The sequence below is a fragment of the Pseudoxanthomonas jiangsuensis genome (genome assembly GCF_010093185.1).
GTDB lineage: Bacteria > Pseudomonadota > Gammaproteobacteria > Xanthomonadales > Xanthomonadaceae > Pseudoxanthomonas > Pseudoxanthomonas jiangsuensis.
In genome coordinates this window covers 126,169-151,422 of the sequence record NZ_PDWL01000003.1, presented here as the reverse complement: position 1 = coordinate 151,422, position 25,254 = coordinate 126,169, and the positions used below count along the sequence as shown (strand labels likewise).

Annotated in this window: 21 protein-coding genes; 11 read left to right on the top strand and 10 right to left on the bottom strand. The window is 70.3% G+C overall.

The features are described 5' to 3' along the window. Positions 1 to 107: 107 nt before the first annotated feature. Positions 108 to 1,352, top strand: a complete 1,245-nt coding sequence (locus tag CSC62_RS03240) for a polyhydroxyalkanoate depolymerase (protein ID WP_162404800.1) — start codon at positions 108 to 110, stop codon at positions 1,350 to 1,352. 62 nt (positions 1,353 to 1,414) lie between these two features. Here the strand turns inward: CSC62_RS03240 and CSC62_RS03235 are convergent, their stop codons facing one another. Together CSC62_RS03235 and CSC62_RS03230 are read right to left on the bottom strand one after the other, a co-directional pair. After that, positions 1,415 to 2,341: a sensor domain-containing protein gene (locus CSC62_RS03235; RefSeq protein WP_162404727.1), complete on the bottom strand. Its 927-nt coding sequence runs from the start codon at positions 2,339 to 2,341 to the stop codon at positions 1,415 to 1,417. A 1-nt stretch (position 2,342) separates the two neighbouring features. After that, positions 2,343 to 2,702, bottom strand: a complete 360-nt coding sequence (locus CSC62_RS03230) for a PadR family transcriptional regulator (protein WP_162404726.1) — start codon at positions 2,700 to 2,702, stop codon at positions 2,343 to 2,345. 166 nt (positions 2,703 to 2,868) lie between these two features. Here CSC62_RS03230 and CSC62_RS03225 point away from each other — a divergent pair, with 166 nt between their 5' ends. From CSC62_RS03225 to CSC62_RS03215, 3 genes are all read left to right on the top strand, one after another. Further along, a complete protein-coding gene (locus CSC62_RS03225) occupies positions 2,869 to 3,786 on the top strand; it encodes a peptidylprolyl isomerase (RefSeq protein WP_162404725.1) in 918 nt (305 codons plus the stop codon). 97 nt (positions 3,787 to 3,883) lie between these two features. After that, positions 3,884 to 4,237: a metalloregulator ArsR/SmtB family transcription factor gene (locus CSC62_RS03220; protein WP_162404724.1), complete on the top strand. Its 354-nt coding sequence runs from the start codon at positions 3,884 to 3,886 to the stop codon at positions 4,235 to 4,237. Positions 4,238 to 4,253: 16 nt separating this feature from the next. Then, positions 4,254 to 5,651 carry a DUF2867 domain-containing protein gene (locus CSC62_RS03215; protein ID WP_162404723.1) on the top strand — a complete coding sequence of 466 codons (1,398 nt, stop codon included), beginning with the start codon at positions 4,254 to 4,256 and terminating at the stop codon, positions 5,649 to 5,651. A 16-nt stretch (positions 5,652 to 5,667) separates the two neighbouring features. Here CSC62_RS03215 and CSC62_RS03210 read toward each other — a convergent pair whose 3' ends face one another. After that, positions 5,668 to 6,561 carry a DMT family transporter gene (locus CSC62_RS03210; protein ID WP_162404722.1) on the bottom strand — a complete coding sequence of 298 codons (894 nt, stop codon included), beginning with the start codon at positions 6,559 to 6,561 and terminating at the stop codon, positions 5,668 to 5,670. Beyond that, positions 6,558 to 6,782: a cyclase gene (locus CSC62_RS03205; RefSeq protein ID WP_162404721.1), complete on the bottom strand. Its 225-nt coding sequence runs from the start codon at positions 6,780 to 6,782 to the stop codon at positions 6,558 to 6,560. The genes CSC62_RS03210 and CSC62_RS03205 overlap by 4 nt, the downstream gene beginning before the upstream one ends. 107 nt (positions 6,783 to 6,889) lie before the next feature. Here CSC62_RS03205 and CSC62_RS03200 point away from each other — a divergent pair, with 107 nt between their 5' ends. The 4 genes from CSC62_RS03200 (at position 6,890) to CSC62_RS18155 (ending at position 11,109) form a co-directional block, all read left to right on the top strand. Further along, complete coding sequence (locus CSC62_RS03200) at positions 6,890 to 7,822, top strand: LysR substrate-binding domain-containing protein (RefSeq protein ID WP_162404720.1); 933 nt, start codon at positions 6,890 to 6,892, stop codon at positions 7,820 to 7,822. Between the two features lie 86 nt (positions 7,823 to 7,908). Continuing rightward, complete coding sequence (locus tag CSC62_RS03195; RefSeq protein WP_162404719.1) at positions 7,909 to 8,202, top strand: hypothetical protein; 294 nt, start codon at positions 7,909 to 7,911, stop codon at positions 8,200 to 8,202. 267 nt (positions 8,203 to 8,469) lie between these two features. Next, entirely contained in the window at positions 8,470 to 8,895 is a 426-nt protein-coding gene (locus CSC62_RS03190) for a hypothetical protein (RefSeq protein WP_162404718.1), read from the top strand. A gap of 36 nt (positions 8,896 to 8,931) precedes the next feature. Beyond that, the gene (locus CSC62_RS18155) at positions 8,932 to 11,109 is read left to right on the top strand and encodes a methyl-accepting chemotaxis protein (protein ID WP_162404717.1); all 2,178 of its coding nucleotides are present in this window, start codon (positions 8,932 to 8,934) and stop codon (positions 11,107 to 11,109) included. 63 nt (positions 11,110 to 11,172) lie between these two features. On the opposite strand, the gene CSC62_RS03180 is transcribed toward CSC62_RS18155, so the two are convergent. Next, a complete protein-coding gene (locus tag CSC62_RS03180) occupies positions 11,173 to 11,925 on the bottom strand; it encodes a DUF4349 domain-containing protein (protein ID WP_246194148.1) in 753 nt (250 codons plus the stop codon). Between the two features lie 20 nt (positions 11,926 to 11,945). After that, positions 11,946 to 12,293, bottom strand: a complete 348-nt coding sequence (locus CSC62_RS03175; RefSeq protein WP_162404716.1) for a GFA family protein — start codon at positions 12,291 to 12,293, stop codon at positions 11,946 to 11,948. Positions 12,294 to 12,420: 127 nt separating this feature from the next. Here CSC62_RS03175 and CSC62_RS03170 point away from each other — a divergent pair, with 127 nt between their 5' ends. Then, positions 12,421 to 14,226: a DUF885 domain-containing protein gene (locus CSC62_RS03170; RefSeq protein ID WP_162404715.1), complete on the top strand. Its 1,806-nt coding sequence runs from the start codon at positions 12,421 to 12,423 to the stop codon at positions 14,224 to 14,226. Between the two features lie 489 nt (positions 14,227 to 14,715). On the opposite strand, the gene CSC62_RS03165 is transcribed toward CSC62_RS03170, so the two are convergent. The 4 genes from CSC62_RS03165 to CSC62_RS03150 all read right to left on the bottom strand — a co-directional run bounded on the left by CSC62_RS03165 (position 14,716) and on the right by CSC62_RS03150 (position 19,859). Next, positions 14,716 to 16,362 (bottom strand): serine hydrolase, encoded by a 1,647-nt coding sequence (locus CSC62_RS03165; RefSeq protein ID WP_162404714.1) that lies wholly within the window; start codon positions 16,360 to 16,362, stop codon positions 14,716 to 14,718. 232 nt (positions 16,363 to 16,594) lie between these two features. Continuing rightward, the gene (dcd, locus tag CSC62_RS03160) at positions 16,595 to 17,173 is read right to left on the bottom strand and encodes a dCTP deaminase (protein ID WP_162404713.1); all 579 of its coding nucleotides are present in this window, start codon (positions 17,171 to 17,173) and stop codon (positions 16,595 to 16,597) included. Positions 17,174 to 17,365: 192 nt separating this feature from the next. Next, positions 17,366 to 18,211 carry an iron-sulfur cluster carrier protein ApbC gene (gene apbC / locus CSC62_RS03155; RefSeq protein WP_162404712.1) on the bottom strand — a complete coding sequence of 282 codons (846 nt, stop codon included), beginning with the start codon at positions 18,209 to 18,211 and terminating at the stop codon, positions 17,366 to 17,368. Between the two features lie 55 nt (positions 18,212 to 18,266). Further along, the gene (locus tag CSC62_RS03150) at positions 18,267 to 19,859 is read right to left on the bottom strand and encodes a tetratricopeptide repeat-containing sulfotransferase family protein (protein ID WP_162404711.1); all 1,593 of its coding nucleotides are present in this window, start codon (positions 19,857 to 19,859) and stop codon (positions 18,267 to 18,269) included. A gap of 186 nt (positions 19,860 to 20,045) precedes the next feature. Here CSC62_RS03150 and CSC62_RS03145 point away from each other — a divergent pair, with 186 nt between their 5' ends. Both CSC62_RS03145 and CSC62_RS03140 read left to right on the top strand, forming a co-directional pair. Next, positions 20,046 to 23,090 carry a TonB-dependent receptor plug domain-containing protein gene (locus tag CSC62_RS03145; RefSeq protein WP_162404710.1) on the top strand — a complete coding sequence of 1,015 codons (3,045 nt, stop codon included), beginning with the start codon at positions 20,046 to 20,048 and terminating at the stop codon, positions 23,088 to 23,090. Between the two features lie 107 nt (positions 23,091 to 23,197). Continuing rightward, a complete protein-coding gene (locus CSC62_RS03140) occupies positions 23,198 to 25,234 on the top strand; it encodes an alpha/beta hydrolase family protein (protein WP_246194146.1) in 2,037 nt (678 codons plus the stop codon). The last annotated feature ends 20 nt before the right edge of the window (positions 25,235 to 25,254 follow it).

The following is a 25,254-nucleotide window of genomic DNA, read 5'->3' as shown; positions in this document are numbered from 1 at the left end:
GCCGGGATGCCACGATCTCACCACGATTTGCGACACTCGCACCGCCCCGGGCCGATCCGGGTTAGGATGGTGCAATGCAACAACCCCAGCGCAAGCGTGGCATTTCCATGCTCTACCAACTGCACGAACTCAACCGCGCGATGATGGCCCCCTGGGTGCACCTGGCCGAGGCCAACGCCCGCATCTTCTCCGACCCGTCCAGCTGGGCCTCCTCGCTGCCGGGCGCCGAGCGGGTGGCCGCCGGCAACGAGCTGGTGCACCGGCTCGGCAAGGACTACGAGAAGCCGCCGTGGAACATCCACGAGGTCGAGGTCGAAGGCCACAAGGTGCCGGTGCTGGAGCAGGAGGTGGTGCGCAAGCCGTTCTGCCGGCTGGTGCGCTTCAAGCGCTACAGCGACGACGCGGCCACCATCGCCGCGCTCAAGGACGACCCGGTGGTGCTGGTGGTCGCGCCCCTGTCCGGCCACCACGCCACCCTGCTGCGCGACACCGTGCGCACCCTGCTGCGCGACCACAAGGTCTACGTCACCGACTGGGTCGACGCGCGCATGGTCCCGGCCGAGGACGGCGCGTTCGGCCTGGACGACTACGTCGCCTACGTCGAGGACTTCATCCGCCACATCGGTGCGGCCGACCTGCACGTGATCAGCGTGTGCCAGCCCACCGTGCCGGTGCTGGCCGCGGTCTCGCTGATGGCCGCGCGCGGCGAGCCGGTGCCGCGCTCGCTGGTGATGATGGGCGGGCCGATCGACGCCCGCCGCAGCCCGACCGCGGTCAACAACCTGGCCACGCGCAATCCGCTGTCGTGGTTCGAGAACAACGTCATCCACACGGTGCCACCGCCGTACCCGGGCCAGGGCCGCGAGGTCTACCCGGGCTTCCTGCAGCACGCCGGCTTCATCGCCATGAACCCCAGCCGCCACTTCATGTCGCACTGGGACTTCTATTCGGACCTGGTCAAGGGCGACCTGCAGGACGCCGACTCGCACCGCCGCTTCTACGACGAGTACAACGCGGTGCTGGACATGCCGGCCGAATACTACCTGGACACCATCCGCACGGTGTTCCAGGAATTCCTGCTGCCGCGCGGCAAGTGGAAGGTCGGCGGCGAGCTGGTAAAGCCGGCGGCGATCAAGGGCACCGCGCTGATGAGCATCGAGGGCGAGCTGGACGACATCTCCGGGGTCGGCCAGACCGCGGCGGCGCACGACCTGTGCACCGGCATCCCCAAGGCCAAGCAGCAGCACCTGACCGTGGAGGGCGCCGGCCACTACGGCATCTTCAGCGGCCGCCGCTGGCGCGAGAAGGTCTATCCGCAGGTGCGCGACTTCATCGCCCGGCACGACGGCTGAGGCCGGCTGCGCCAGCGCGATCAGCGAGAAGCCCCGCCTTGCGCGGGGCTTTCCGTTTGCATTCACACCACCGGGTTGCGCACCAGCAGGTGCTTGGCCAGCCAGCCGTGGAAGCGGCCGACGCCGCGGGCCAGGTGCAGGGTGGCGAACAGCAGCAGCACCCCGGCCAGCGCGAGCAGCGGCAGCACCCACCAGGCGTTGCCCTGCAGCAGGTCCACGCCGTCGATGTGCAGCACGTAGCCCTCGACTCCGAACAGCGGGGCGAACGGCGCGGCCACCAGGCCCAGCGCCACGCTCAACAAGGTGACCACGATGCTGAAGTAGGCGGTGCCCAGCGGCAGCATCAGCAGCATGTAGGCCATCGCGCTCCAGGTGCGCGCGTCGGTGAACATCTCGCCGATCCGCTTCAGCCAGGGCTTGTCGCGCTGGGTGTACAGCGGCCGCCGCGGCATGCGCTCGCCGAGCAGGACCTCGACCACCCGTCCCTCCACCAGCGACAGCAGCCGCACCGACATCAGGAACAGCAGCAGCAGGGGGATGCCGACGATCAGCACCAGCAGGCCGGCCGACAGGCTGACGCCGGTGACCACCCAGGTGAAGTAGAAGATGCCGGTGGCCAGCGCCAGCAGCATGTAGAACAGGCTGCCGTAGGTGTAGGGGTCGGCGGCCACGCCGAAGAAGCGTCCGGCCAGCGAGCGCCGCCTCGGCGCCTGCGGCGGGCGCAGGGCGCGGTTCACGGTGACCTCGGTCTGGCGGTAGATGTCGGCCACCTCCTCCGGCGCGCCGTAGCTGCCGGCGACCGCGGCGATGACCTCGGCCTCGTCCTTGCCGGACTGCTCGGCCAGTTCCGAGCGCAGGTATTCCTCGGCGTCGTACAGCGCGTCCTGGACCAGCGCCGGATCGGCACCGCGCAGGGCCTGGCGCAGCTGCTCCAGGTACCCGGGGATGGTGGTCGGCAGCGGCCGGGCATGGGCGTGTTCGGTGTTCATCTCAGGTCCCCTCAAGCACGGAATCGACGGAGTCGCGGGTGGCGCGCCAGGCGGCGGCCCATTGCGCCAGGACCTCGCGGCCCGCGGCGGTGATGCGGTAGTAGCGTCGCGGCGGCCCGGACACGGAGGGCTCGACGTGGCTGTCGAGCAGGCCGGCGCCCTCCAGGTTGCGCAGCACCGGGTACAGCGCGCTCTGCTTGCCGCTGAGCACGCCCTCGCCCACCTGCTCCAGGCGCTTGGCGATCAGGTAGCCGTACAGGGGCTCGCCGGCACGGGCCAGCACCGCCAGCAGCGCCAGGGACACGGTCCCGGCGCTGAGCTCCTTCTGGAACTTCTTAAGCTGGGTCTCGACCCCGTTCATCGCGGCCTCCGGGCCTGTACCGCTAGGTTGGAGGGCAATCTAGTATCAAGTCCGGTATAGCGGATGTGCCGGTAGTCATGACGCCTGACGACCGGTCCTGCGCCGCGGCTGGCAGGCGCGGCCGCCGGCGGCCAGAATCGGGACCTTCCCGCCGATCGGTCCGCCCATGCGCCTGCGCCCGCTGCTGTCCGCCTGCCTGCTCGCCACCCTCGTCGCGGCGCTGCCGCAGCCCGGCGCCGCCGCGCCCTACCGCGGCATGCAGGAAATCCTCGACGCCTCGCCGGCCGCCGACTGGCGCTCGCCGGACCCGGAGAACACCCTCTACCTGGAGCTGGACGCGGGCCGGGTGGTGATCGAGCTGGCGCCCGGCTTCGCCCCGGCGCACGTGGCCAACATCCGCACCCTGGCACGCGAGGGCTTCTGGGACGGCACCAGCATCTACCGGGTCCAGGACAACTTCGTGGCCCAGTTCGGCGACGCCGACGCGGACGATGCGGCCAGGGCCAAGCCGCTGGGCACGGCGAAGCGGAAACTGCCGGCCGAGTTCGAGCGCGACGCCGCGGGCCTGGCCTTCGAGCCGCTGCCCGATGCCGACGGCTGGGCGCCGCAGGCCGGCTTCGTCGACGGTTTCGCCGCCGGCCGTGATCCGGATGCCGGCAAGGCCTGGCTGGCGCACTGCTACGGCGCGGTCGGCGCCGGCCGCAACCTGGAGGCCGACAGCAGCCTGGGCGCCGAGCTGTACGTGGTGATCGGGCAGTCGCCGCGGCAGCTGGACCGCAACATCACCCTGGTGGGCCGGGTGATCCAGGGCATCGAGCGGCTCAGCGCACTGCCGCGCGGCCCCGAGCCGATGGGCTTCCACGAAGAGGCCGCCCGGCGCACGCCGATCCGCGCGGTGCGCCTGGCCAGCGAGCTGCCGCCGGCCCAACGCAGCACCCTGCAGCTGCTGCGCACCGACAGCGCGACCTTCCGCGAGCTGGTCGAATCCCGCCGCAATCGCCGCGACGACTTCTACAAGCGTCCGGCCGGGCACATCGACCTGTGCAACGTGCCGCTACCGGTGCGTGCGGCGCCGGCCGGCTGACGCCCGGCCCGCGGAAGGCCATCCGCGACGAACCCGCTTGACGGCAGCGCGGCGCCGGTGTATTTAGCAATTACGTTAATTATCTAAGCATCGATCCATGGCAGTCGACCGCATCTTCGACGCGCTGGCGTCCCGGCCCCGGCGCGAGATCCTGGCCTACCTCTCGGCCCAGGAACTGACCGCCGGCGAGATCGGCGCGCGCTTCGCCATGAGCGCGCCGGCGATCTCCCGGCACCTGTCGGTGCTGGAAGCGGCCGGGCTGGTGGCCAGCGAGAAGCGCGGCCAGTACGTGTTCTACCGGCTGGTGCCCGACAACCTGGTCAACACCCTGGCCGGCTTCGCCTTCGAGGTCTGCCCCACCGCCGGCCCGCTCAAGCGCGAGTCGCAGGCACGGGCCCGCCAGGCCACCGCCCCGCCCTCGCCCAAGCCACGCACGCCCAAGCCACGCTGACTTCAGGAACCGCGCCATGAGCCGCCATCCCGACGTAGTCGCAGGATTCCCCACCGCCCGCATCCGTTCCTACAGCGGCGGCCTTCCGGTCGAAGTGGTGCTGCTGGCGCAGCTCGGCCACGGTGCGGGCGATCGCCTGCACCGCGACGCCGGTGCGCGCCAGCGCGGGCACGACGGCTTCGTCGACGCCCTCGACGAACCCTCGGTGCGGGTGGCCGCGCCGGACTTCGACGCCGGCGAGCGCAGCGCGCTGTTCACCTTCGCGGTCGGCGCCGGCGGCCATCCCTTCCACCGCCATGCCGGGCACCGGGTGTTCACCGCGGTCAGCGGCAGCGCCGGCGCGCGGCTGCGCTTCTCCACCGCCTCCGACGCGCAGCTGGCGCAGGACCCGGCGCATTTCGCCGCGGCCCTGCACCACATCGAAGTGCCGCCGGATTGCCTGTTCACGGTGCGCTTCGGCGGCGGCACCTGGCACCAGTTCGCGCCTTTGCAGGCCGGTTCGCCGCATCCGGTGCTGTTCGCCCTGTCCTGCCATACCGACGAGCTGGGCGGACTGGACGCCGCCGGCGCGCTGCAGGACCAGGTCCTGGCCGGCGACGCCACCATCGCCAGCCTGACCGAGACCCTGCCGGCGCCGGTACAGGCCTGGCTGGCGGCGCATCCGCCGGAACGGCGCGAGGTGCCGACGGTGCGGCTGTCGCTGCATGCGCCGCCGGGCAGCTGGCGGCGGGGCCTGTGCGCAGCGGTGCGCGCGCCGGCCGGGCGCCTGCGCGCCTGGCTGCCGGCCGGCGACGGCTTCGTCGAAGGGCGCGTGCCGCGGGCACGGCCGCTGCCGGCGCCGCCGCAGGGCTCGCTGCTGCTGGAGCAGCTGCCCGGCTTCCATCAGCAGGACACGTTCGTCCTGCGCCTGCACGGCCAGGTCGCCGCGGGCCACAACGCGGCCAGCCTGCTGGCCGAGCTGCTGGATGGCTTCCTGCAGTACCGTCCGACCGGCGTGACCCGGTTGATGCGCCTGCGCAACCTGCTGGTGCGGCCGCTACGCCTGCGCACCTCGCCGCTGGGCTGCCCGGTGTCCTCTTTGCTGTCGGAAGACCGCAGCCGGCTGTTCGCCGGACGCCACCCGGTGCTGGCGCAGCAGATCGACGAAGATGGCCGGCGCGCGCAGGTGGTGCTGGGCGCGGACGACCGCCACCTGGCGTTCCGCTCCTGCGTGGGCGTGCAGATCGGCGATGCCGGGGTCGAGATCAGCCTCGGCACCCGGGTGCGTTGCCGCAATGCCTTCGGCCACCTCTACCTGGCCCTGATCGCCGGCGTGCACCACGCCTACATCGCCCCGGCGATGCTGCGCCTGGCCGCCGAGGCGCTGCCGCGCCGGCACGCGCAGCTGTCGCCGGCGCAGGGGCTGTTCGCCTGAGCGGCAGCGACGCCGCTCAGCGCGCGCGCTGGCTGGCGGCGACGCTGCCCAGGATCAGCAGCCCGGCCAGCAGCATCCTCACCGTCACCGGCTCGCCCAGGAACAGCCAGGCCAGCAAGGCGCCGAACACCGGGATCAGGTAGGCCACCACCGCGGCGCGCGGCGCGCCGATGCGCTGGATCAGCCGGTAGTAGGGAATGAACGCCAGGCCGGTGCCCAGCACCCCCAGCGCCACCGCGCTGGACCAGGCGGCCGCCGAGACCGGCTGCACCGGCCACGCGGCCAGCGCCAACGGCAGCACCAGGACTGCGGCGACCGACAGGGTGGCTCCAGCGGCGGCCGCCGGCGGCAGGTCGCCGAGCCGGCGCTTCACCAGGTTCATGCCGATCCCGTAGCAGAACGCCGCGGCCGTGCCGGCCAGCACCGCCGGTCCCAGCGCCAGGCCCGAGACCTTGGCGGTGGCCAGTACCACCACGCCGGCGAATCCGGCCAGCAGGGCCAATGCCCGGCGCAGGCCGATCCGCTCGCCGAACGCGGCGAACGCCACCAGTGCGGTGAACAGCACCGCCATCGCGTTGCAGATCGCCCCGACCGCCGCCGGCGCGCGCTGCGCCGCCCAGGCGAACAGCAGGAAGGGCACAGCCGCGTTGATCGCCCCGATCAGCGCCACCACAGGCCAGCGTTGCCAGGGCAGCTGCCGACGCGCCTGCCACACGAACGGCAGCAGCACCAGCGAGCCGCAGACCAGGCGCACCCCGACCAGCGGCCCGGCGCCCATTTCCGGCGCCGCCACCCGCATGAAAAGGAACGAGCTGCCGAACACCGCGCCGACCAGCAGCAGCTGCAGGGGCGTGTGCCAGTCGCGTGCCGGCTCCCCTGCCACGCGCGCCGCCTCGGCCGGGCCGCTCACGCCGCCGCTCCCGCGGCGCGCTTGTGCGCCTCCTGGATGATGCGCACGTTCTCCACCCGCACTTGGCCCACCATCAGCAGGCGCAGGTCCTCGACCACGTGCCGGGCCAGCGCATCTTCATCAATGTAGGCACCGGGGATGTCCAGGCGGAAATCCCAGCCGCGCAGCCCGCCGCCATTGGAGAAGGTGATCTCGAAATCGAACAGCACCCGGTGTTGCACGTTCTTTCCTTGGGTCGTCGCGGCAGGACGACAGGATCGGTCCGCGCGGCCACCGCCGACAAGCGCGTAGTATCGCGGCAAGCCACAAATCTGGTTCAGGTCTGACCATGAAGCTGCGCCCCGCCCTGCTGCCGGCCCTCGGCGTGTTCGTCGCCGCCGCCCGGCACCAGAACTTCGCCCATGCCGCCGACGAGCTGCACCTGACCGCCAGCGCGGTCAGCCACCACATCCGCAAGCTGGAGGCACTGCTCGGCGCGACCCTGTTCCATCGCCATGCGCGCGGAGTCAGGCTGACGGTCGAGGGCCGGCAGCTGGCCGACGCGGCCGGCGCGGCCCTGGACGACATCGCCGCGGTGGCCGGCAACCTGCATCCGGACCCGGACGCGGCGCCCTTGCGGGTCACCACGCTGCGCTCGCTCTCGTACTGCTGGCTGCTGCCGCGCCTGCCCCGGTTCTGCCAGGCCCATCCGCACGTGCGCCTGGACATCCAGACCGACAGCGCGTTCTCGCGCTTCGAGGAAGGCGGGCCCGACCTGGGCGTGCGCTATGGCGAAGGCCATTGGCCCGGGCTGCATGCCCACCACCTGATGGACGACGAACTGTTCCCGGTCGCCTCGCCCGCCCTGGTCCAGCGCGCGCGCATCGCCGCACCCCGCGACATCGCCGGCCTGCCCCTGCTGAGCGACCTGTCGCCGCAGAGCTGGCGCGACTGGTTCCGCGCCGCCGGCGCCCGCGTGCAGCTGCCGCCGATGCACACCTTCAACGACAGCACCGACGTGATGCGCGCGGCGGTCTACGGGATCGGCGCGGCGCTGGCGCGCAAGCACATCGCCGAACCCTACCTGCAGCAGTACGAACTGGTACGGCTGCCCGGCCCGGCGCTGAAGGCCCGCTACGCCTACTACATCGTCTACCCCGCCCATCGCCCGCCGAGTCCCGCCGCCACCCTGTTCATCGACTGGCTCAAGCGCGAGGCCGTGGACGAGCGCACGCCGCCGCCTTCGCCCGGCGGACGCGCGCGCCCGCGCACGCGGACCTGACAGGCACGCAGGCGCAGGCGCCGTCCTCACCCGGCGTTTATGGCGGCGGCGGCAGGCTGGAACCGACCCCACACGGAATCCCGACCATGCCCCAGCTCCGCATCCGCATCACCGGCAGCGACGACGACCTGCGCGCGGTGGCCGACCTGCTGCAGAGCGTGGAAGGCATCGAGCACGTGGAGGAAGTGGCCGACCTGATGCCGCACATGGACGACGACGACTCCAGTTCGGCCGGCCTGTCGGACGACATCGGCCCGGGCACCCACGAACTGGAAGTGGACGCGCCCAACGACTACACCGCCGGCCGCGTGCGCGAAGCGGTCGAGGAACTGGCCCTGCGCCTGGGCCTGGTGGTCGAGTTCGAGCACGACGGGGAATAACCGCCCCTTGCATCCGGCGCCGCATCCACGCATGCACGGCGCCCTTGCCACAGACTGAACCGATCCGCACCTCGACTCCCTGAATCACTCAGGAAGCGGCGCCTACGGCCGCTAACAGGATCGCCGAATGCCTGCGTTGTCGCCGCATGGCGACATGCGAGCTCCGGTGTCTGGCAGTCAGGTGCGGCCCCGATGCTTTCCTCTCGAAAACTCTCACGTCTCCGCAGGCACGCGGGCCTCGCGCTCCTGGCGCTGTGGAGCGGCTGGATGGTCGCCGCGTTCGCCGCGATCGCACCTCATCCCGAGGCCACCGCCGCCGTGCCGCAGCGGGTGCTGGATGGCCTGCGCGCGCAGTTGCCGGCCACCGCCCTCGGCCGTCCGCTGGCGCTGCGCCTCTCCGGCGCCGCCTGTTCCTGCCCCGTCGATGACGCCGGCTGGGAGCGGCTGGCCCAGGCCATCACCGACCGCAACGGCACCGCCCACACCATCGATGCCGCCGCTCCCGGTCTGGCCGGGCACGAAGTGCTGATCCTTGGTGCCGATGGCGACCTGCGCTATGCCGGTGCCCTGCGGCCGGACCCGACGCTGTGCGGCGCCGGAAGCGCCGATACCCGCCTCGCCCGCTGGCTGCCCGCCCTGCTGGCCTCCAGCCGCAGCGTCCAGCTGCCCGCAGCCGCGTCCTGCGCCTGCTGATCTCTTCCCTTCCGTTTCGCTTCCGCAGAGGCCCCCGTGTCCACCGTCATCAAACCCTCGCCGGATTCCGGCCTCAACGACTTCGTCTATGCCCGCGGCCTGTCGGCCAAGGCCGACCGCCTGTTCCTGGTACTGGCCGGTCTTCAGGCGCTGGCCTCGCTGGCGCTGGCCGCCTGGAACGGCCAGTGGCTGCCGTTCCTCGCCGTGGTCCTCCCGGGCCTGGCGGTGATGGGGCTGCAGGTCCGCCTGCACGCCGGCACCCGGATCAGCAGCGCGACCGCGGCCCTGGTGCTGATGGCGATGGTGGCGGCGGTGATCCAGCAGTCGCACGGGCTGGTGGAGACCCACTTCGGCGTGTTCGTGGTGATCGCCCTGCTGCTGTACTACCGCGACTGGCTGCCGGTGGTGGTGGCCGCCGCGGCGATCGCGGTGCACCACGTGGCGTTCTTCTGGCTGCAGTCGCGCGGGCTGCCGATCCGGGCGTTCGAGCCGGGCAGCGGCTTCGGGATCGTGGTCCTGCATGCGCTGTACGTAGTGGTGGAGACCGCGTTCGTCTGCATCATGGCCCGGCAGCTGCGCCAGCAACTGGAGGCTCTGGGTCACGGTCCGCGCCGGCTGGCCGGCCTGGCCGAGGGCGTGGCCCGCGGCGAGCCGGTGCCCGAGGCGATGGCGAACATGCGCTTCCCGGCCGGCTCGCTGGCCGCCGCGCTGGTGCGGATGAGCGCGCAGATCCGCCAGCGCGAGCAGGCCGAGCGCGAGGCCAACGAGAACAACGCGCGGACCCGGGTCGCCCTGGACGTGTCGCGCACCGGGATGATGATCGCCGACGAGGACCACGTCATCCGCTACGCCAACCGCTCGGTGGTCGAGCTGCTGCGCCATCAGGAATCCGAACTGCGCAAGCGCTTCCCGGACTTCGACGCCGACGGCCTGCTCGGCACCAGCATCCACCGCTTCCACGCCGACCCGGCGCGGATCCGCGACCTGCTCGACCGACTCGACGGCACCCACCAGGGCAACATCCGGGTCGGCCAGGTCCACTTCAGCCAGGTGATCACGCCGGTGCTGGACGCGGCGGGCCAGCGCATCGGCTTCGTGGTCGAGTGGCGCGACCGCACCGCCGAGCTGGCGCTGGAATCGGACATCGCCCGGATCATCGACGCCGCCGCACGCGGCGACCTGGGCCAGCGGCTGGACGCCGCGCGCAGCCAGGGCTTCTTCGCCACCCTGGGCGAGGGCATCAACCGCTTCCTGGATACCACCCAGGACAGCGTGCGCGAGGTGCGCGGCCTGCTTTCGGCGCTGTCCGAGGGCCGCCTGGACCGGCGCATCGAGCGCGACCTCGGCGGCGACTTCGGCCAGATGAAGGCCGATGCCAACGCCACCTGCGACCGCCTGGCCGCGATCATCGGCCAGCTGCAGCAGGCCGCCACCCGGATCGACACCGCCGCCGGCGAGATCGCCGCGGGCAACCAGGACCTGTCCCGGCGCACCGAGCAGCAGGCCGCCAGCCTGGAGGAGACCGCCGCCTCGATGGAGGAGATGACCTCCACCGTGCGCCAGAACGCCGACCACGCGCGCCAGGCCGACCGGCTGGCGCAGGGTGCGGCCGAGGTGGCCGCGCGCGGCGAGGAGGTGGTGCTGAAGGCGGTGGCGACCATGGGCGAGGTCGAGGGCGCCTCGCGCCGGATCGCCGAGATCATCGGCCTGATCGACGGCATCGCCTTCCAGACCAACATCCTGGCGCTCAACGCCGCGGTCGAGGCCGCGCGCGCCGGCGAGCAGGGCCGCGGCTTCGCCGTGGTCGCCAGCGAGGTGCGCGCGCTGGCGCAGCGCTCGGCGGGCGCGGCGCAGGAGATCAAGGCGCTGATTGAGGACTCGGTGGGCAAGGTCGGCGCCGGCTCGGCGCTGGTGCGCGAGGCCGGCGACACCATGTCGGCGATCCTGGACTCGGTGCGCCAGGTCAACGGGATCATGGCCGGGATCGCCACCGCCTCGCGCGAGCAGGCCGCCGGGATCGAGCAGGTCGGGCACGGCATCGTGCAGATGGACCAGGCCACCCAGCAGAACGCGGCCCTGGTCGAGGAAGCCACCGCCGCCGCGCGCACCCTGGAAGCCGAGGCCGAGGCCCTGGCCCGGACCACGGCGATGTTCCACCTCGGGACGCCGACCGCGGCCGCCACCGGCGACCTGCGGTTAGTGCGGAACGCCTGAGCGGCGTTCCGCTGCGGGGCGCACTTCGTTTACCGGCGACGCCCCCCACGCGCGCCGCCGCGATCAGCCGCGGCGCCGCTTCCGCCAGCGCCACACCGCCACCAGCACGGCCACCACCACCGCCAGCGGGATCAGGAACGCGACCGCGCGGATGGTCCAGGCGGTGCCGGTGGCCAGGATCGAGACGAAGTCGCGCACCGCCTGGCCGATCTCGCCACTGCCGCTCTGCAGGTCCGGCGGCTGGAATTCCAGGGTCAGCTTCTGGGTCTGGATCCGGCGCTGCTGCTGGGCCGCCTCCTGCGCCGCCGCCTGCAGCTGCGCCTCCACCTGGGCCAGCTGCTGCGACAGCGCGATCATGTCGGCCACCGCCAGGTCGCGGCGCGATTGGAACTCCTCCAGCCGTGCCTGCTCGCGCCGCAGCCGGTCCTGGGCCTGGGCGTTGTCGGCCACCGCCTGGGCCAGGTCCTCGGCATGGGTGCTGCGGCTGCCGCCCCGGCCGCCCTGGCTGGCCGCGCCCACCATCGGCCCCACCCCCGCCGGCACGTTCCGCACCACCAGCCGGGCCGAGGGATGGTCGCCGCCGTGCTGGGCCACTTCCAGTACCTCGCACTCGCCGAACCTGGCCGTCTGGCAAGCCGACTGCACCTCGGCCAGGCGGCCGGCCAGCGCCTCGACATCCAGCGCCACGGTGACCTGGTGCTCATAGGCCAGGAACCGTCCCTGCGGCGCCCCGGCGGCCGCGTCGGCCGCCGCGAAGCCCATGCTCTCCTTGTTCGCGCAACCGGCCAGGAACGCGGCCGCGACCAGCGCCAGCATCCGGGAACCCGCTCCCGGCCTCACAGCCGCGCCCCATCGAAGGGCGCGACCTGCAGCGCATCCAGCTCCACCTCCGGCAGGCAGCGCACGTTGACCGCGACCATGGTGCTGCCATCCGGCGCCTGGCCCTCGCCGAACGGGGCGATGCCGCAGGTCGGGCAGAAGTGGTGCTGGATGTGGCGCCGGTTGAACAGGTAGGTCGCCAGACGCTCGCGCGGCGTGCGCAGGGCGAACGCCGAGGCGGGCACGAACCACAGCAGGCCGCCGCGTCGCCGGCACATCGAGCAGTTGCAGTCCACGACCTGGCCGATCTCGCCCTCGACGGTGAACGCGATGCCGCCGCAATGGCAGCTTCCCTGGTATTCCATGGTCCTGCTCCGTGTCCTCGGGATGCCCAGCGTACGAGGTCGGGGCCGCTGCGGGTAAGCCAATGGCAGGTGCGGCCGCCGGGGCCGCCGCCTATGCTGGCGGCCTCCTTCCGGATGCCCGACCGCCATGCGCCGTTCCCTGCTCGCCCTCGCCCTGCCCGCCGCGCTGCCCGCCTGCCAGCAGGCGCAGACGCCCGCCCCCAACGCTGCCGAGGCCACGACCGCCGGCGACCAGGCCCGCGCCGACGCCGCCTTCGCCGACCTGTCGCGGCGCGCGCTCGAGGGCTGGCTACGGCTCTCGCCGGTGGGCGCCACCCAGATCGGCGAGCACCGCTACGACGGCGAACTGGACGACCTGTCCGCCGAGGGCCGGCGGAAGGGCCTGGAATTCGGCCGCGGCATCCTCGCCGAACTCGATGCCATGGACCTGTCCGCGCTGTCGCGCGAGAACCAGGTCGACGCGGCGATCCTGCGCAACCAGCTGCAGTACGACCTGTGGAGCAGCGAAACCCTGCAGGCCTGGGCCTGGGACCCGCAGGTCTACAGCGGCCTGGCCGGCGGCGCGATCTACGGACTGATGGCGCGCGAGTTCGCGCCCCTGCCGGCGAGGCTGAAGTCGGCCACCGCGCGCATGCTGAAGGTCCCGGCCCTGCTGGCCCAGGCCCGCGCCAACCTCGACCCGGCGAGGGTGCCGAAAATCCACGCCGAGACCGTGGCCCGGCAGAACGCCGGCATCCTCAGCATCGTCGACACCTTCATCGTCCCCAACCTGGGCCAGCTGGAGGCAGCCGACCGCAGCCAGGCCGAGGCGGCGATCGCCGGCCTGAGGCAGGCCGTGGCCGAGCACCAGCAATGGCTGGACCAGACCCTGGTGCCCAATGCCAAGGGCGAGTTCCGGATCGGCGCGCAGCTGTACGACCAGAAGCTGCAGTTCGCGCTGGTGTCCTCGCTGTCGCGCGCGGAGATCAAGCAGAGGGCCGAGGGCGAACTGGCGCGCGTGCGCGGGGAGATGTACGCCATCGCCCGCGACGTGCTCAAGGACAAGGCCGGCGCGCCGGCCCTGCCAGAGACGCCGGACGCCGGCCAGCAGCAGGCCGCGATCGAGGCGGCGCTGGAGCTGGCCTATGCGCAGCGTCCGGCCCGCGACAAGGTGGTGGCCGAGGCCGAGGCCGCGCTGAAGCAGGCCACCGACTTCGTCCGCGCCAAGGACCTGGTGACCCTGCCCGACGCGCCGGTGGAGATCATCGAGATGCCGGAATTCCAGCGCGGGGTGGCGGTGGCCTACTGCGACTCGCCCGGCCCGCTGGACAAGCACCTGAAGACCTTCTACGCGGTCTCGCCGATCCCGGAGGACTGGACCGGCGAGCAGGTCGACTCGTTCCTGCGCGAATACAACTCGCGGATGATCCACCTGCTGAGCATCCACGAGGGCACCCCGGGCCACTACCTGGAAGGCTGGCACTCGGCCAAGTTCCCCTCGACCCTGCGCGCGGTGTTGCGCTCGGGCATGTTCGCCGAGGGCTGGGCGGTGTACACCGAGAAGATGATGGCCGACGCCGGCTACCTGGACGGCGACCCGCTGTTCCGCCTGGTCCAGCTGAAGTTCTACCTGCGCACGATCGCCAACGCGATCCTCGACCAGGGCGTGCACGTGGACGGCTGGAGCCGCGAGCAGGCGATGGACCTGATGGTCCGCCAGACCTTCCAGCAGGAGCGCGAGGCGGCCGGCAAGTGGGTGCGCGCGCAGCTGACCTCGGCCCAGCTGCCGACCTACTTCGTCGGCGTGCAGGAACACTTCGACATGCGCAAGGCGGTGGAGGCCTCGCGCGGCGCGGACTTCAAGCTGAAGGCCTACCACGACCAGGTGCTGTCCTACGGCGCGCCGCCGGTACGCTTCGTGCGCCAGCTGATCCTGGACGAGCCGATCCAGTAGGCCGCACCGTCGCCACACCCGACATCGGAGCCCGTCTGCCTTGCAGGCGGGCTTTTTCGTTGGGCAATGGGTCCCTGGTGACGGAATGCATGCCTTCTGCCCGCTGGAAAGCCTGGAAAGGCAGGAGACCCGGCTGAAGCGGTGGGGCGCGACGCCTGCCGCCGCTCATGTCCCCCGGCTTCGGCCCATGGCCGAAACCTCCTCCTTTACTTCCCGTCGGCAGGCATCGCGCTCCACCGCCCCACGATCATCCTCGTCTGTACGAAGGGCAAAGGCATATCGATGCGGTACCGGTGCGCAGTGCGCGCTTTCCGTTGGCAGCCAGCCAGGCCTGGTGCGCCCTGGCGTGTGGCCTGCTGACGGGAAGTAAAAGAGGAGGTCCCGGCCCGACGGGACGGGACCGGGGGACATGAGCGGCAGCAGGCCACACGCCAGAGCGCCACAGCCCGCCACCGGATTCCCGCTTTCGTTGGCAACCGCGCGGCCGCCCTACTCCACCGGCAGCAGGCGCAGGTCCTGGAAGTCGAAGCTGAAGTCGGTCAGGTCCGAGGCTGCCTCCATCCGTGCCTCGCGGATCTTCCCGTCCGCATCCAGCGCGAACGTCACGAACGCATCGCCGTTGAGCGTGCGGTCATCCCACTTCGCCAGGAAGGTGTCGTGCTGCCAGTGCTGCAGCGTGCCGCGCAGCAGCGGGCTGCGGCCGAAGGCGATGCGCAGCGCGCCGCCTTCCTGGCGGACCTCCACGTCGCCGTACCACGCATCGCGGTACGTGCCGGCGTAGCGGGCCAGCGGCAGGGACGGCTTTGAACGCAGGTCGCGCGCGGCGACCCGCGCCTTCCATGCGGCATCGGCCTTGGCCCGGGAGGCATCGGCCGTCTGTGCATAGGCCTCGATCCAGCCGGTGCGCTGCGCCGGCCGCAGCCAGGCATCGAGTACCTGCAGGGTCACCGCGTTGAAGGCCGCGCCGGATTCCTGGTTGGTCAGCACCACCACGCCCAGGTTGCGCCCCGGCACCAGGGTGACGCGCGAGACCATGCCGGGCCAGCCACCGGTGTGCCAGACCAGTTTCTCGCCGCGGTAGGACGAGGTGATCCAGCCTTCGCCGTAGCCGATGAAGTCGGGCACCGCCGGCGCCAGTGCCGGCACCGACGGCGCGCCGACCGGCATGGGCGAATGCAGCGACCACATCGCCTTCTGACGCGCCGGGCTGAACAGCTGCTGCGTGTTGCCCTGCGCATCGGTGTAGCGGCCACCGGCCAGTTGCGCGTTCATCCAGCGGGACATGTCGTGCACGCTGGAGTAGAGGCCACCGGCGCCGGCGGCGTTGTGCCAGGTCAACGGGAAAGTCGGCTGCAACCGGCTGAAATCGGCCTTGGCGTGGCCGGTGGCGGCCGCATCGCCCGGGCGCAGGGCATCGGCATTGAAGCGCGTGCCCGACATCCCCAGCGGATCGAAGAAGCGCTGCTGCAGGAAATCCGCATAGGACTGGCCGGAGACCTGCTCGATCACCAGGGTCGCCGTGGCGTAGAGGATGTTGTCGTAGGCGTAGCGCTCGCGGAAGCCGGTCTTCAGCGGCACGTCCTTCAGCCGCTGCACCACCTCGGTGGTGGAGTAGTCACTGCCCGGCCAGAACAGCAGGTCGCCCGCTCCCAGGCCCAGGCCACTGCGGTGGGTGAGCAGGTCGCGGACGCGCATTTCGCGCGTCACGTACGGGTCGGCCATGCGGAACCACGGCAGGTGGTCGACGACCCGGTCCTCCAGCGAGAGCTTGCCCTCGTCGGCCAGCATCGACAGCGAGGCGGCAGTGAAGGCCTTGGTGTTGGAGGCGATGGCGAACAGGGTATGCGCGTCCACCGCACCGGGCTTGCCCAGCTCGCGCACGCCCCAGCCACGCTCCAGCACCACCTTGCCATCCTCGACGATGGCCACCGCGATCCCCGGCACCTCGAAGCGCGCGCGCACCTGCTCGACGTAGGCGTCGAAGGCGGCCGGGTCGAAGGCGGCATCGGCAACCGGCGTGCCGGCAGGTGCCGGCCTGGCGCCTTCGGCGGCATGGGCCACTGGCGGGGCCGCCAGCATGGCCAGGCTGCACAGCAGTGCAGCGCGCAACAGCTTCGATACGGGACGGGGGCGCATGCGGCTCTCCGGAAGGAAAGCCCCGATTCTAGGCCTCTACTGCAGGAGCCGGCTTGCCGGCGACCGCCCCCGGACATCGCACCCTCAGCCTGCCCCCGGTCGCTTCCGGACCGCCTCGCCAAAGCGACTCCGCCGGGCGGACCCCCGGCCTCCGCCCCCACGGAATCGGACGCATCGCCGGCAAGCCGGCTCCTACGGGAGCGGGTGCGCGGCAGCCCGCGTCAGGTCGGCATCAGGTCCGCGGCAGGGTCACGCCGGTCTGGCCCTGGTACTTGCCGCCGCGGTCCTTGTACGAGGTCTCGCACACGTCGTCGGCGGCCGACTGGAAGAACAGCATCTGGGCCACGCCCTCGTTGGCGTAGATGCGCGCCGGCAGCGGCGTGGTGTTGCTGAATTCCAGGGTCACGTGCCCTTCCCATTCGGGCTCGAGCGGGGTGACGTTGACGATGATCCCGCAGCGCGCGTAGGTGCTCTTGCCCAGGCACACCACCAGGGTGTCGCGCGGAATGCGGAAGTACTCCACGGTACGCGCCAGGGCGAAGGAATTCGGCGGGATGATGCACTCGTCGGCCTCGATGTCCACGAAGCTCTTCGGGTCGAAGTGCTTGGGGTCGACGATGGTGGAGTTGATGTTGGTGAACACCTTGAACTCGCGCGAGCAGCGCACGTCGTAGCCGTAGCTGGAGGTGCCGTAGCTGACGATGCGCTGGCCGTCGGCGGCCAGCTTGACCTGGCCCGGCTCGAACGGCTCGATCATCCCACCCGGCTGTTCGGACATGCGGCGGATCCAGCGGTCGCTCTTGATGCTCATGCGGTGTCCCTTGTGGCCGCTCGGGCCGTAACCCTTGGATTCTAACCGGCCCGCTTCCCTTGTAGGAGCCCAGCTTGCTGGCGACACGGACGTCGGAGCCACGAGGTCGCCTGTGCCGACGGTGTCGCGTCGCCAGCAAGCTGGGCTCCTACAAAAGCAGCGGCCGCCCGCACCCTCCCTGTCCTGGCAGGCTCAGCCCAGGGTGGAGGCGATCGGGATCGAGGCCCGCGGGCGGGTGGCCAGTTGCGCGGCCATCGCCTGTGCCGCGGCCAGGTACGCCTGCGCCGGCGCCGAGTCCGCTGCCGCGGCCACCACCGGGGTGCCCACGTCGCCCTGCTCGCGGATGCGCAGGTCCAGCGGCAGCGAGCCCAGCAGCGGCACCCCGTACTGCGCGGCCATGGCCTGCCCGCCGCCCTGCCCGAACAGGTGCTCGGCGTGGCCGCAGTTGCCGCACACGTGCACGGCCATGTTCTCGACGATGCCCAGCACCGGCACGTTGACCTTCTCGAACATCTTCAGCGCCTTGCGTGCATCCAGGGTGGCGATCTCCTGCGGCGTGGTCACGATCACCGCCCCGGCCACCGGGATCTTCTGGGCCAGGGTCAGCTGGATGTCGCCGGTGCCCGGCGGCAGGTCGATCAGCAGGTAGTCCAGGTCACCCCAGCGGGTGTCGTTGAACAGCTGGGTCAGGGCCGAGGTGGCCATCGGCCCGCGCCAGATCATAGGCGTGTCCTGGTCGACCAGCAGGCCGATGGACATGGCCTCGATGCCGAACGCGCGCATCGGTTCGATCGACTTGTCATCCGGGCTCTCCGGCCGCCCCGACAGGCCCAGCATCGCCGGCACGCTGGGCCCATACACGTCGGCATCGAGCACGCCCACCTTCGCCCCGAGCCGCTGCAGGGCCAGGGCCAGGTTGACCGCCGTGGTGGACTTGCCCACCCCGCCCTTGCCGGAACCCACGGCGATGACATTGCGGATGCGCGGGTGGGGGAACAGGCCGGGCTGCACGGCATGGGAGGCGATCTTGTTCATCATGTCCTGGATCCGGAGTGCTGCCCCGTGCGCGCTTGGCCCACACGGGGCGGGTGGCTTATGGCGTGTACAGGCCGGCGGCCTGGAGCCTGTCGACCAGCGGCGCCAAGCCCTTCAGGTGCCTGCGGGAGCTGCCGACCGAACGTGTATGCACCGGCTCGCGCACCTGCGCCGCGCTGGCCGTGGCGAAGGCCCTGCGCCTGTCCGGAACTTCCAGAACGGCCGGATTCCACTCCAGGCCGCACCAGTCGTAGATGCGCCGTGACTGCCCTTCCGGGTCGGCCACCAGCGCCTCGTAGCGCACGTCGAGTATCGCCCCGGGCATCACTTCGTGCCAATGCCGCATCATCCGGCGGTAGGCGATGTAGTACTCCGCCAGTTCGTCGAGATCGTAGGAGAATTCGTAGGCGTTGAAGAACAGCGTCTTGAAGATCGCATAGCAGCTGTCCAGCGGGTCGCGCTCGACATGGATGATCCGGGCATTGGGCATGGCCCGGTGCAGCAGGCCGCAGTACATGTAGTTGGCCGGCATTTTGTCGATGAAGCGCGCACTGCCGCCTGCCATCTGCCGGGCACCACGCATGTAGTCACGCCCAAGCGCGGCGAAGTCCAGCTGTTGCGTGGCTGCGGCCACGCCCAGCGAGGGATCGGCGACCTGCAGGCGGCTGATCGCCGCACCCAGCAGGAAGCCGAAATCGGTCAGTTCACCGGCGTTCTCCACGCAACCGGACTGCAGGAGCATGCGCTCGGCGAGCGTGGTACCCGTGCGTGGCATGCCCAGGATGAAGATCGCGCCCTCGTCCTCGCACCCGTTCGCGGGTGCCGACATCGCCGGCGCATCCATGACCCCACGGACCTCTTCCAGGGTGGCGTAGAAGGCCGAAGCGTCGTAGTTGAGCGTGGCCCTGCGCTTCTTCGCACCGGCCGTGAAGGCAGCGAAGGAACGCTCGTGCTCGCCGAGGTCCTCCAGCTCCTTGCCCAGCGCATACAGTGCGCAGGCCTCGTCCTCGTCCTGCGAGAAGCCCGCCTGCAGCCTGGCCTCGATATCGGCGACGTGATTGCTTTGCGGCCCTTGCCTGACGAGGGTCGAACGCAGGTAGATCACGGGACCGGCCTGCGGCGTCACCGCCAAGATGCTCTCCAGGTCGCCCTCGGCCGCCGCCGCGTCACCGGCGTAAAAGCGGGCGACCGCCAGGTCGTAGCGCCAGGCCGGCCGGTCGCCGGCCACGGCCAGTGCCCTGACGTAGTGGACGATGGCCTCTTGCAGCATGTTGTGGTGGAAGTAGAGCTTGCCGATCTGCCAGAGCAGCACGGCATTGTCGCCGGCCTCGGCGGAAATCCCGGCCACCAGGGCCGGCACCTCGTCGCGGCGGTACGAGCGCGACAGCAGCCAGGCCTTCTTGACCTTGTGCTGCGCGGCACCACCGAGCGCGATGGCCTGGTCTATCGCGACCAGCGCGCCGGGCAGGTCGTCCGCCAGGCGCAGGGCCTCGGCCAGGAAGGCGAAGACCTGCGCCTGGTCCGGGCAGGCCTCGGCGGCACGGCGCCCGAGCTCCACCGCCTCGGTGAACCGTCGCTGGCGCAGCAGGTCATTGCCCAGTCCGACCAGGGCGGCCGGACTGTCGATCCGGGAGTTTTTCTGGCTATTCATGTCCGGAAGTCTACGGCAGCCGTCAGGAATGCCCGAACGGGCCGGAGCGGCCCTCTACGCGGGCAATGTGTTGATGTCGTTAAAAAGGCGTTGCATTTTACGGAAAGCCGTGAGTAGTATCATTCAGCAACGATTGCAACAGCAACGTTACTGCGACCCAACTAGTTGTTTCCACAGGAGAATTCAATGGCCGCCCGCCGCAACGCTTCCGGCTCACGCTTCAACAAGAACCCGCTCACCCTCGCGCTGGCGACCGCCCTGATGTTCCCGCTCGGCGTCGTCCACGCTCAGGACGCCACCGAAGAGGACTCCCAGGAGTCCACCGAAGAGGCCGCCCCCACCAATACCTCGACCCTGGATGCCGTCACCGTCACCGGTTCGCGTATTGCCAAGAGCACCTTCAACTCGGTCTCGCCCATCCAGGTGATCCCCCGCGAGGAGTCGACCGTTGCCGGCTTCAACTCCACCGCCGGCCTGCTCCAGAGCAATGCCGTCACCGGCGGCTCGGACCAGATCAACAACGCTTACGGCGGCTACGTCGTCAACGGCGGCCCGGGCGTCAACACCCTGTCGCTGCGCGGCCTGGGCCCGACCCGCTCGCTGCTGCTGGTCAACGGCCGCCGCCTTTCGCCGTCCGGCTCGCGCGGCGCCGTGGGCTCGGTCGACCTCAATACGCTGCCGAACATCATGGTCGAGCACGTTGAGGTCCTGAAGGATGGCGCTTCGGCCATCTACGGTTCCGACGCGGTCGCCGGCGTGGTCAACGTGGTGACCAAGAGCAAGTTCGACGGCGTGGCCGTCGAGTTCCAGACCAACGCCACCCAGAACGGTGGCGGCCTGGAAACCCGCTGGGGCACCCTGTTCGGCACCAGCGGCGACAAGTGGCGCGTCTCCGGCTCGCTGGAGATCTACGACCGCCAGGAAGTCACCATGGGTGACCGCGACTGGGCCAGCGATTGCCCGCGCCCGCTGCTGGGCCGCGACGACGCCACCGGCCGCTACGGCGCCGACGACTACATCGATCCGACCACCGGCGAGCCCAAGTGCTGGGGCCTGGACGCCGGCGGCGTGACCATCAACACCCTTGGCACCCAGTACCTGCTGGGTCGCCCCGGCCTGGGCAGCCTGGGCTATTACGGCACCTACGATCCGGACAACATGCCGCCGGGTGGCTTCGACTATTTCAACCGCTGGCGCCCGAATGCCTCCGTCACCGATGGCGACCTGCCCGGCTACGAGGGCGTGGATCTGGAAGGGCGTACCACGTACGACCCGACGATGAAGCGCGAGTCGCTGATCTCGCCGACCACCAACGTCACCGGCTTCCTCCAGGGCAGCATGGACCTGGGCGTGATGGGTGATGCCGAGGCCTACTTCGAGGCCCTGATCACCCGCCGCGAGTCCGAGCAGACCGGCTACCTGCAGCACACCGTCGACTACGCCGTCGGCAGCCCGCTGCTGGGCGACCTGTCGTGGCTGCCGCGGATGTCCGCCGCTCCCGCCGACGGCTCGACCAATGGCCTGCCGATCGCTGCCCGCGCCTTCATCGGCTGGGGCCTGTACGGCAACCGCCAGACCATCGACTTCGGCCGCTACACCGCCGGCCTGCGCGGCGACCTGGGCAGCTCCTGGAGCTACGACGGCTACCTCAGCTACGGCCGTTCGGACGCGGACTACTACACCGACAACCGCCTGACCGACCGCATCGCCAAGAGCTATGACGTGGTTTCCGATGGCAACGGCGGTTTTGTCTGCCGCGACACCTCCGACGGCTGCGTCGCCGCCCCGGTGTTGAGCGCCGACGTCGTCGCGGGCAACCTCTCGCAGGCGTACCGCAACTACATCATGCAGGAGACCCACGGCAGCACCATCTACGAGGAAGAGACCGCGGCCTTTGGCGTCAGCGGCCCGCTGTTCGACATTCCGTTCGGCGGCACCGTGGCCGCAGCGTTCGGCGTCGAGTACCGCGGCATGGAGATCGACGACACCCCGGACATCAACTCGATCAACAGCAACCTCTACGGCTTCACCTCCTCCACGCCGACCCGCGGCGAGGACTCGGTGAAGGAAGCCTATGCCGAGTTCGAGATCCCGCTGCTGTCCGGCCTGCCGGGCGCACAGGAGCTGACCTTCAACCTGTCCGGCCGCTACACCGACTACGACTCCTACGGCAGCGATGACACCTGGAAGCTGGGCATGCTTTGGACGCCGGTCGACTGGCTGTCGCTGCGCGCCTCGCGTGGCACCTCGTTCCGCGCCCCGGCACTGTTCGAGCAGTTCCTCGGCGCCAGCAGCGGCTTCGCCAACCAGAGCGGCGACCCCTGCAACGACTGGGGCAATGCCACCGACACCAACAGCAACACCTACCTGAACTGCTCCTCGCTGGGCCTGCCGCCGAACTTCAACGCCACCAACAGCATCACGGTCTACACCCAGGGTGGCGCGGAAACCGGCCTGTCGGCCGAGACCTCCGAGGCGGTGACCGCAGGCCTGGTGTTCCAGCCGGAATTCGGTGACGGCTTCGGCGACCTGTCCTTCGCGGCGGACTACTTCTCGATCGAGGTGAAGAACGGTGTTGCCCGCCTGAGCGGCGCCCAGGTCCTGGCACTGTGCTACGGCCAGTCGCAGGCCGAGTTCACCGCCGGCTCCGGCTACTGCTCGCTGGTGCAGCGCGCCGCCAACAACTCGCTGACCGTGACCACCGGTTACATCAATGTGGCCCGTGACAAGGTGCGCGGCTGGGACTTCACCACCCGCTATGCGCGTGACATCGGCCAGGGCCGCTTCGTTGCCAACCTGGCGGTCACCAGCTTCCTGGAGCAGGGCGGCCAGACCCTGCCGAGCGTCGAGTACAAGGACTACAGCGGCACCATCGGCGCACCGGAACTGACCGGCCAGCTGGACCTCAACTACACCATCCGCAACTGGCGCGTGCGCTACGGCCTGGACTGGGTGGGCTCGGTTGAGAGCTACTCGTACTACGAGAAGTACGACGGCGTTGACTACCGCCCGACCTACCAGATGGCGATCGACGACTACTTCCTGCACAACCTGTCGCTGAAGTACACCGGCGACGACTGGTCGGTGACCGGCGGGATCCGCAACGTGGCCGACAAGGACCCGCCGGTCGTGTCGACCGGTGCCTACACCACCATCGGCAACGCACCGCTGTACAGCGGCTACGACTACTTCGGCCGGACGTTCTTCCTGAATTTCTCCAAGGAATTCTGATCCGTGCTCCTGATGTAGTGGTTTGACAGGCCGCCGCCCGCAAGGGCGGCGGCCTTTTGTTTGCCCTGCTAGTATCGAACCGCATCCACCCGTCGACGGAGCGACCGATGAAAATCAAACACGCACTCCCCCTGGCCATCCTGGCCAGCCTCGCCACCGGCCAGGCGCTGGCCGCGCCCCCGGTTGCACCCACCATCGAACAGATGGCCGCCTACCCGGCGTTCTCGGGGTTCAGCCTCTCTCCCGATGGCAAGCACATCGCCGCCCTGCGGGGTGATGGAGAGGAGCGGGTCATCGCGGTCTGGAATACCGCAGACCTGGCCAAGGCACCGACCCTGATCGGCGCCTCCAGCATGAAGATCACCGGCGTCCAGTTCATCAAGAACGACCGCCTGGCCGTGTCGCTGATGCAGCCCCTGGACCTGCGCCTGGGCGACGTGACCAAGAACTTCCTGTCCAAGCTGATGATCACCGACCTGCAAGGCAAGGACTGGAACGAGCCCCTGCCCCAGAAGCGCGCCAACACCCGCGCCGAGCAGCTAGTGCAGGCGATCACCAACCCGACCATCCTCGACTCCCTGCCCAACGACCCCAGCCACATCCTGGTGGTCAACAATGTCGGCGCCGATGCCGGCGACGTCTACCGGGTCGACCTGCGCAACTTCAAGTCCGAGCGCATCCAGATGTCCGAGTCCCAGGTCGCCGGCTACGTGACCGACCTGGATGGCAACCTGCGCGCCCGCCTGAAGCAGGACGTCGGCGGCAGCGGCGCCTACATTTCCGCCGAGTTCCGCAACACCGAAGGCAAGTGGGAGGAGCACTTCCGCTCCTACGTCAAGGACCGCGACCAGACCGAGATCATCGGCTTCAGCCGCGACCCCAATATCGCCTTCGTGCTCAGCAACGCCGGCGAAGACAAGGCGCTGGTCTACGAGTACGACATTGCCGCACGCCAGCGCAAGGAAGTGCTGTTCCAGCACCGTTTCTTCAACGCCAACCGCGTACTGGTCAATCGCTCGCGCGACGCCGGCTCCGACTTCGGCGAGATCCGCGGCCTGGGCTACGAGGGCCCGCGTGGCGACGACATCGAGTGGACCGACCCCGACATGCGCGCGCTGGACGCCGGCCTGCGCCAGGCGCTGGGCATCACCAGCCAGAAGCTGAGGATCGTCGACCCGGCCACCGGCCAGTCGGCGACCATCGACTACCCGGTGGAGAGGAACATCACCATCAACGGGTCCACGCCGGACCTGTCCACCGTGGTGTTGACCGTGGATGGCGCCTCGGTGCCGCCGGAACACTACCTGTTCCGCAACGGCCAGCTCTCGCTGCTGGCCAAGAGCTACCCGGCCATCGACCCGCGCTCGCTCGGCAGCACCGAACTGGTCTACTACAAGGCCCGCGACGGCCTGGACATCCCGGCCTTCCTGACCCGTCCCAACACCGAGATGTGCGGCGCAGGCCCGTGGAAGGCCGTGGTCCATCCGCACGGCGGCCCATGGGCACGCGACACCATGGACTTCGACGGTTCAATGTGGGTGCCGCTGATGGCGTCACGCTGCATGGCGGTCCTGCGTCCGCAGTTCCGTGGCTCCGATGGCTGGGGCCGCAGGCTGTGGATGGCCGGCGACGCCGAATGGGGCCAGAAGATGCAGGACGACAAGGACGATGGTGCCAAGTGGATGATCGAACAGAAGATCGCCCAGCCCGGCCACATCGCCATGTTCGGCTTCTCCTACGGCGGCTACTCGGCCTTCGCCGCCTCCGTGCGTCCCAACGGCCTGTACAAGTGCGCCATCGCCGGCGCAGGCGTTTCGGACCACAAGCGCATCTGGTCGCGCTACTACACCAATCCATTCTTCCGCCAGGCCCAGGCGCCGACGGTGGATGGCCTGAATCCGATCGACAAGGCCGACCAGATGCAGATCCCGCTGATGGTCTACCACGGCGACCGCGACCAGATCGTGCCGCTGGAGCAGTCGGTGTGGTTCGTCGACAAGGCCAAGCGCGCCGGCAAGCCGGTGGTCTACCACGAGATCAAGGACTACGCCCACGGCCCGGCCTGGACGCGCGAGATCATGGGTGACCAGCTCCGCCTCATCGATGACTACCTGACCAAGGACTGTGGCGGCGGCGGCCTCTGAGCCGCCCCCCGGCGCAAGCC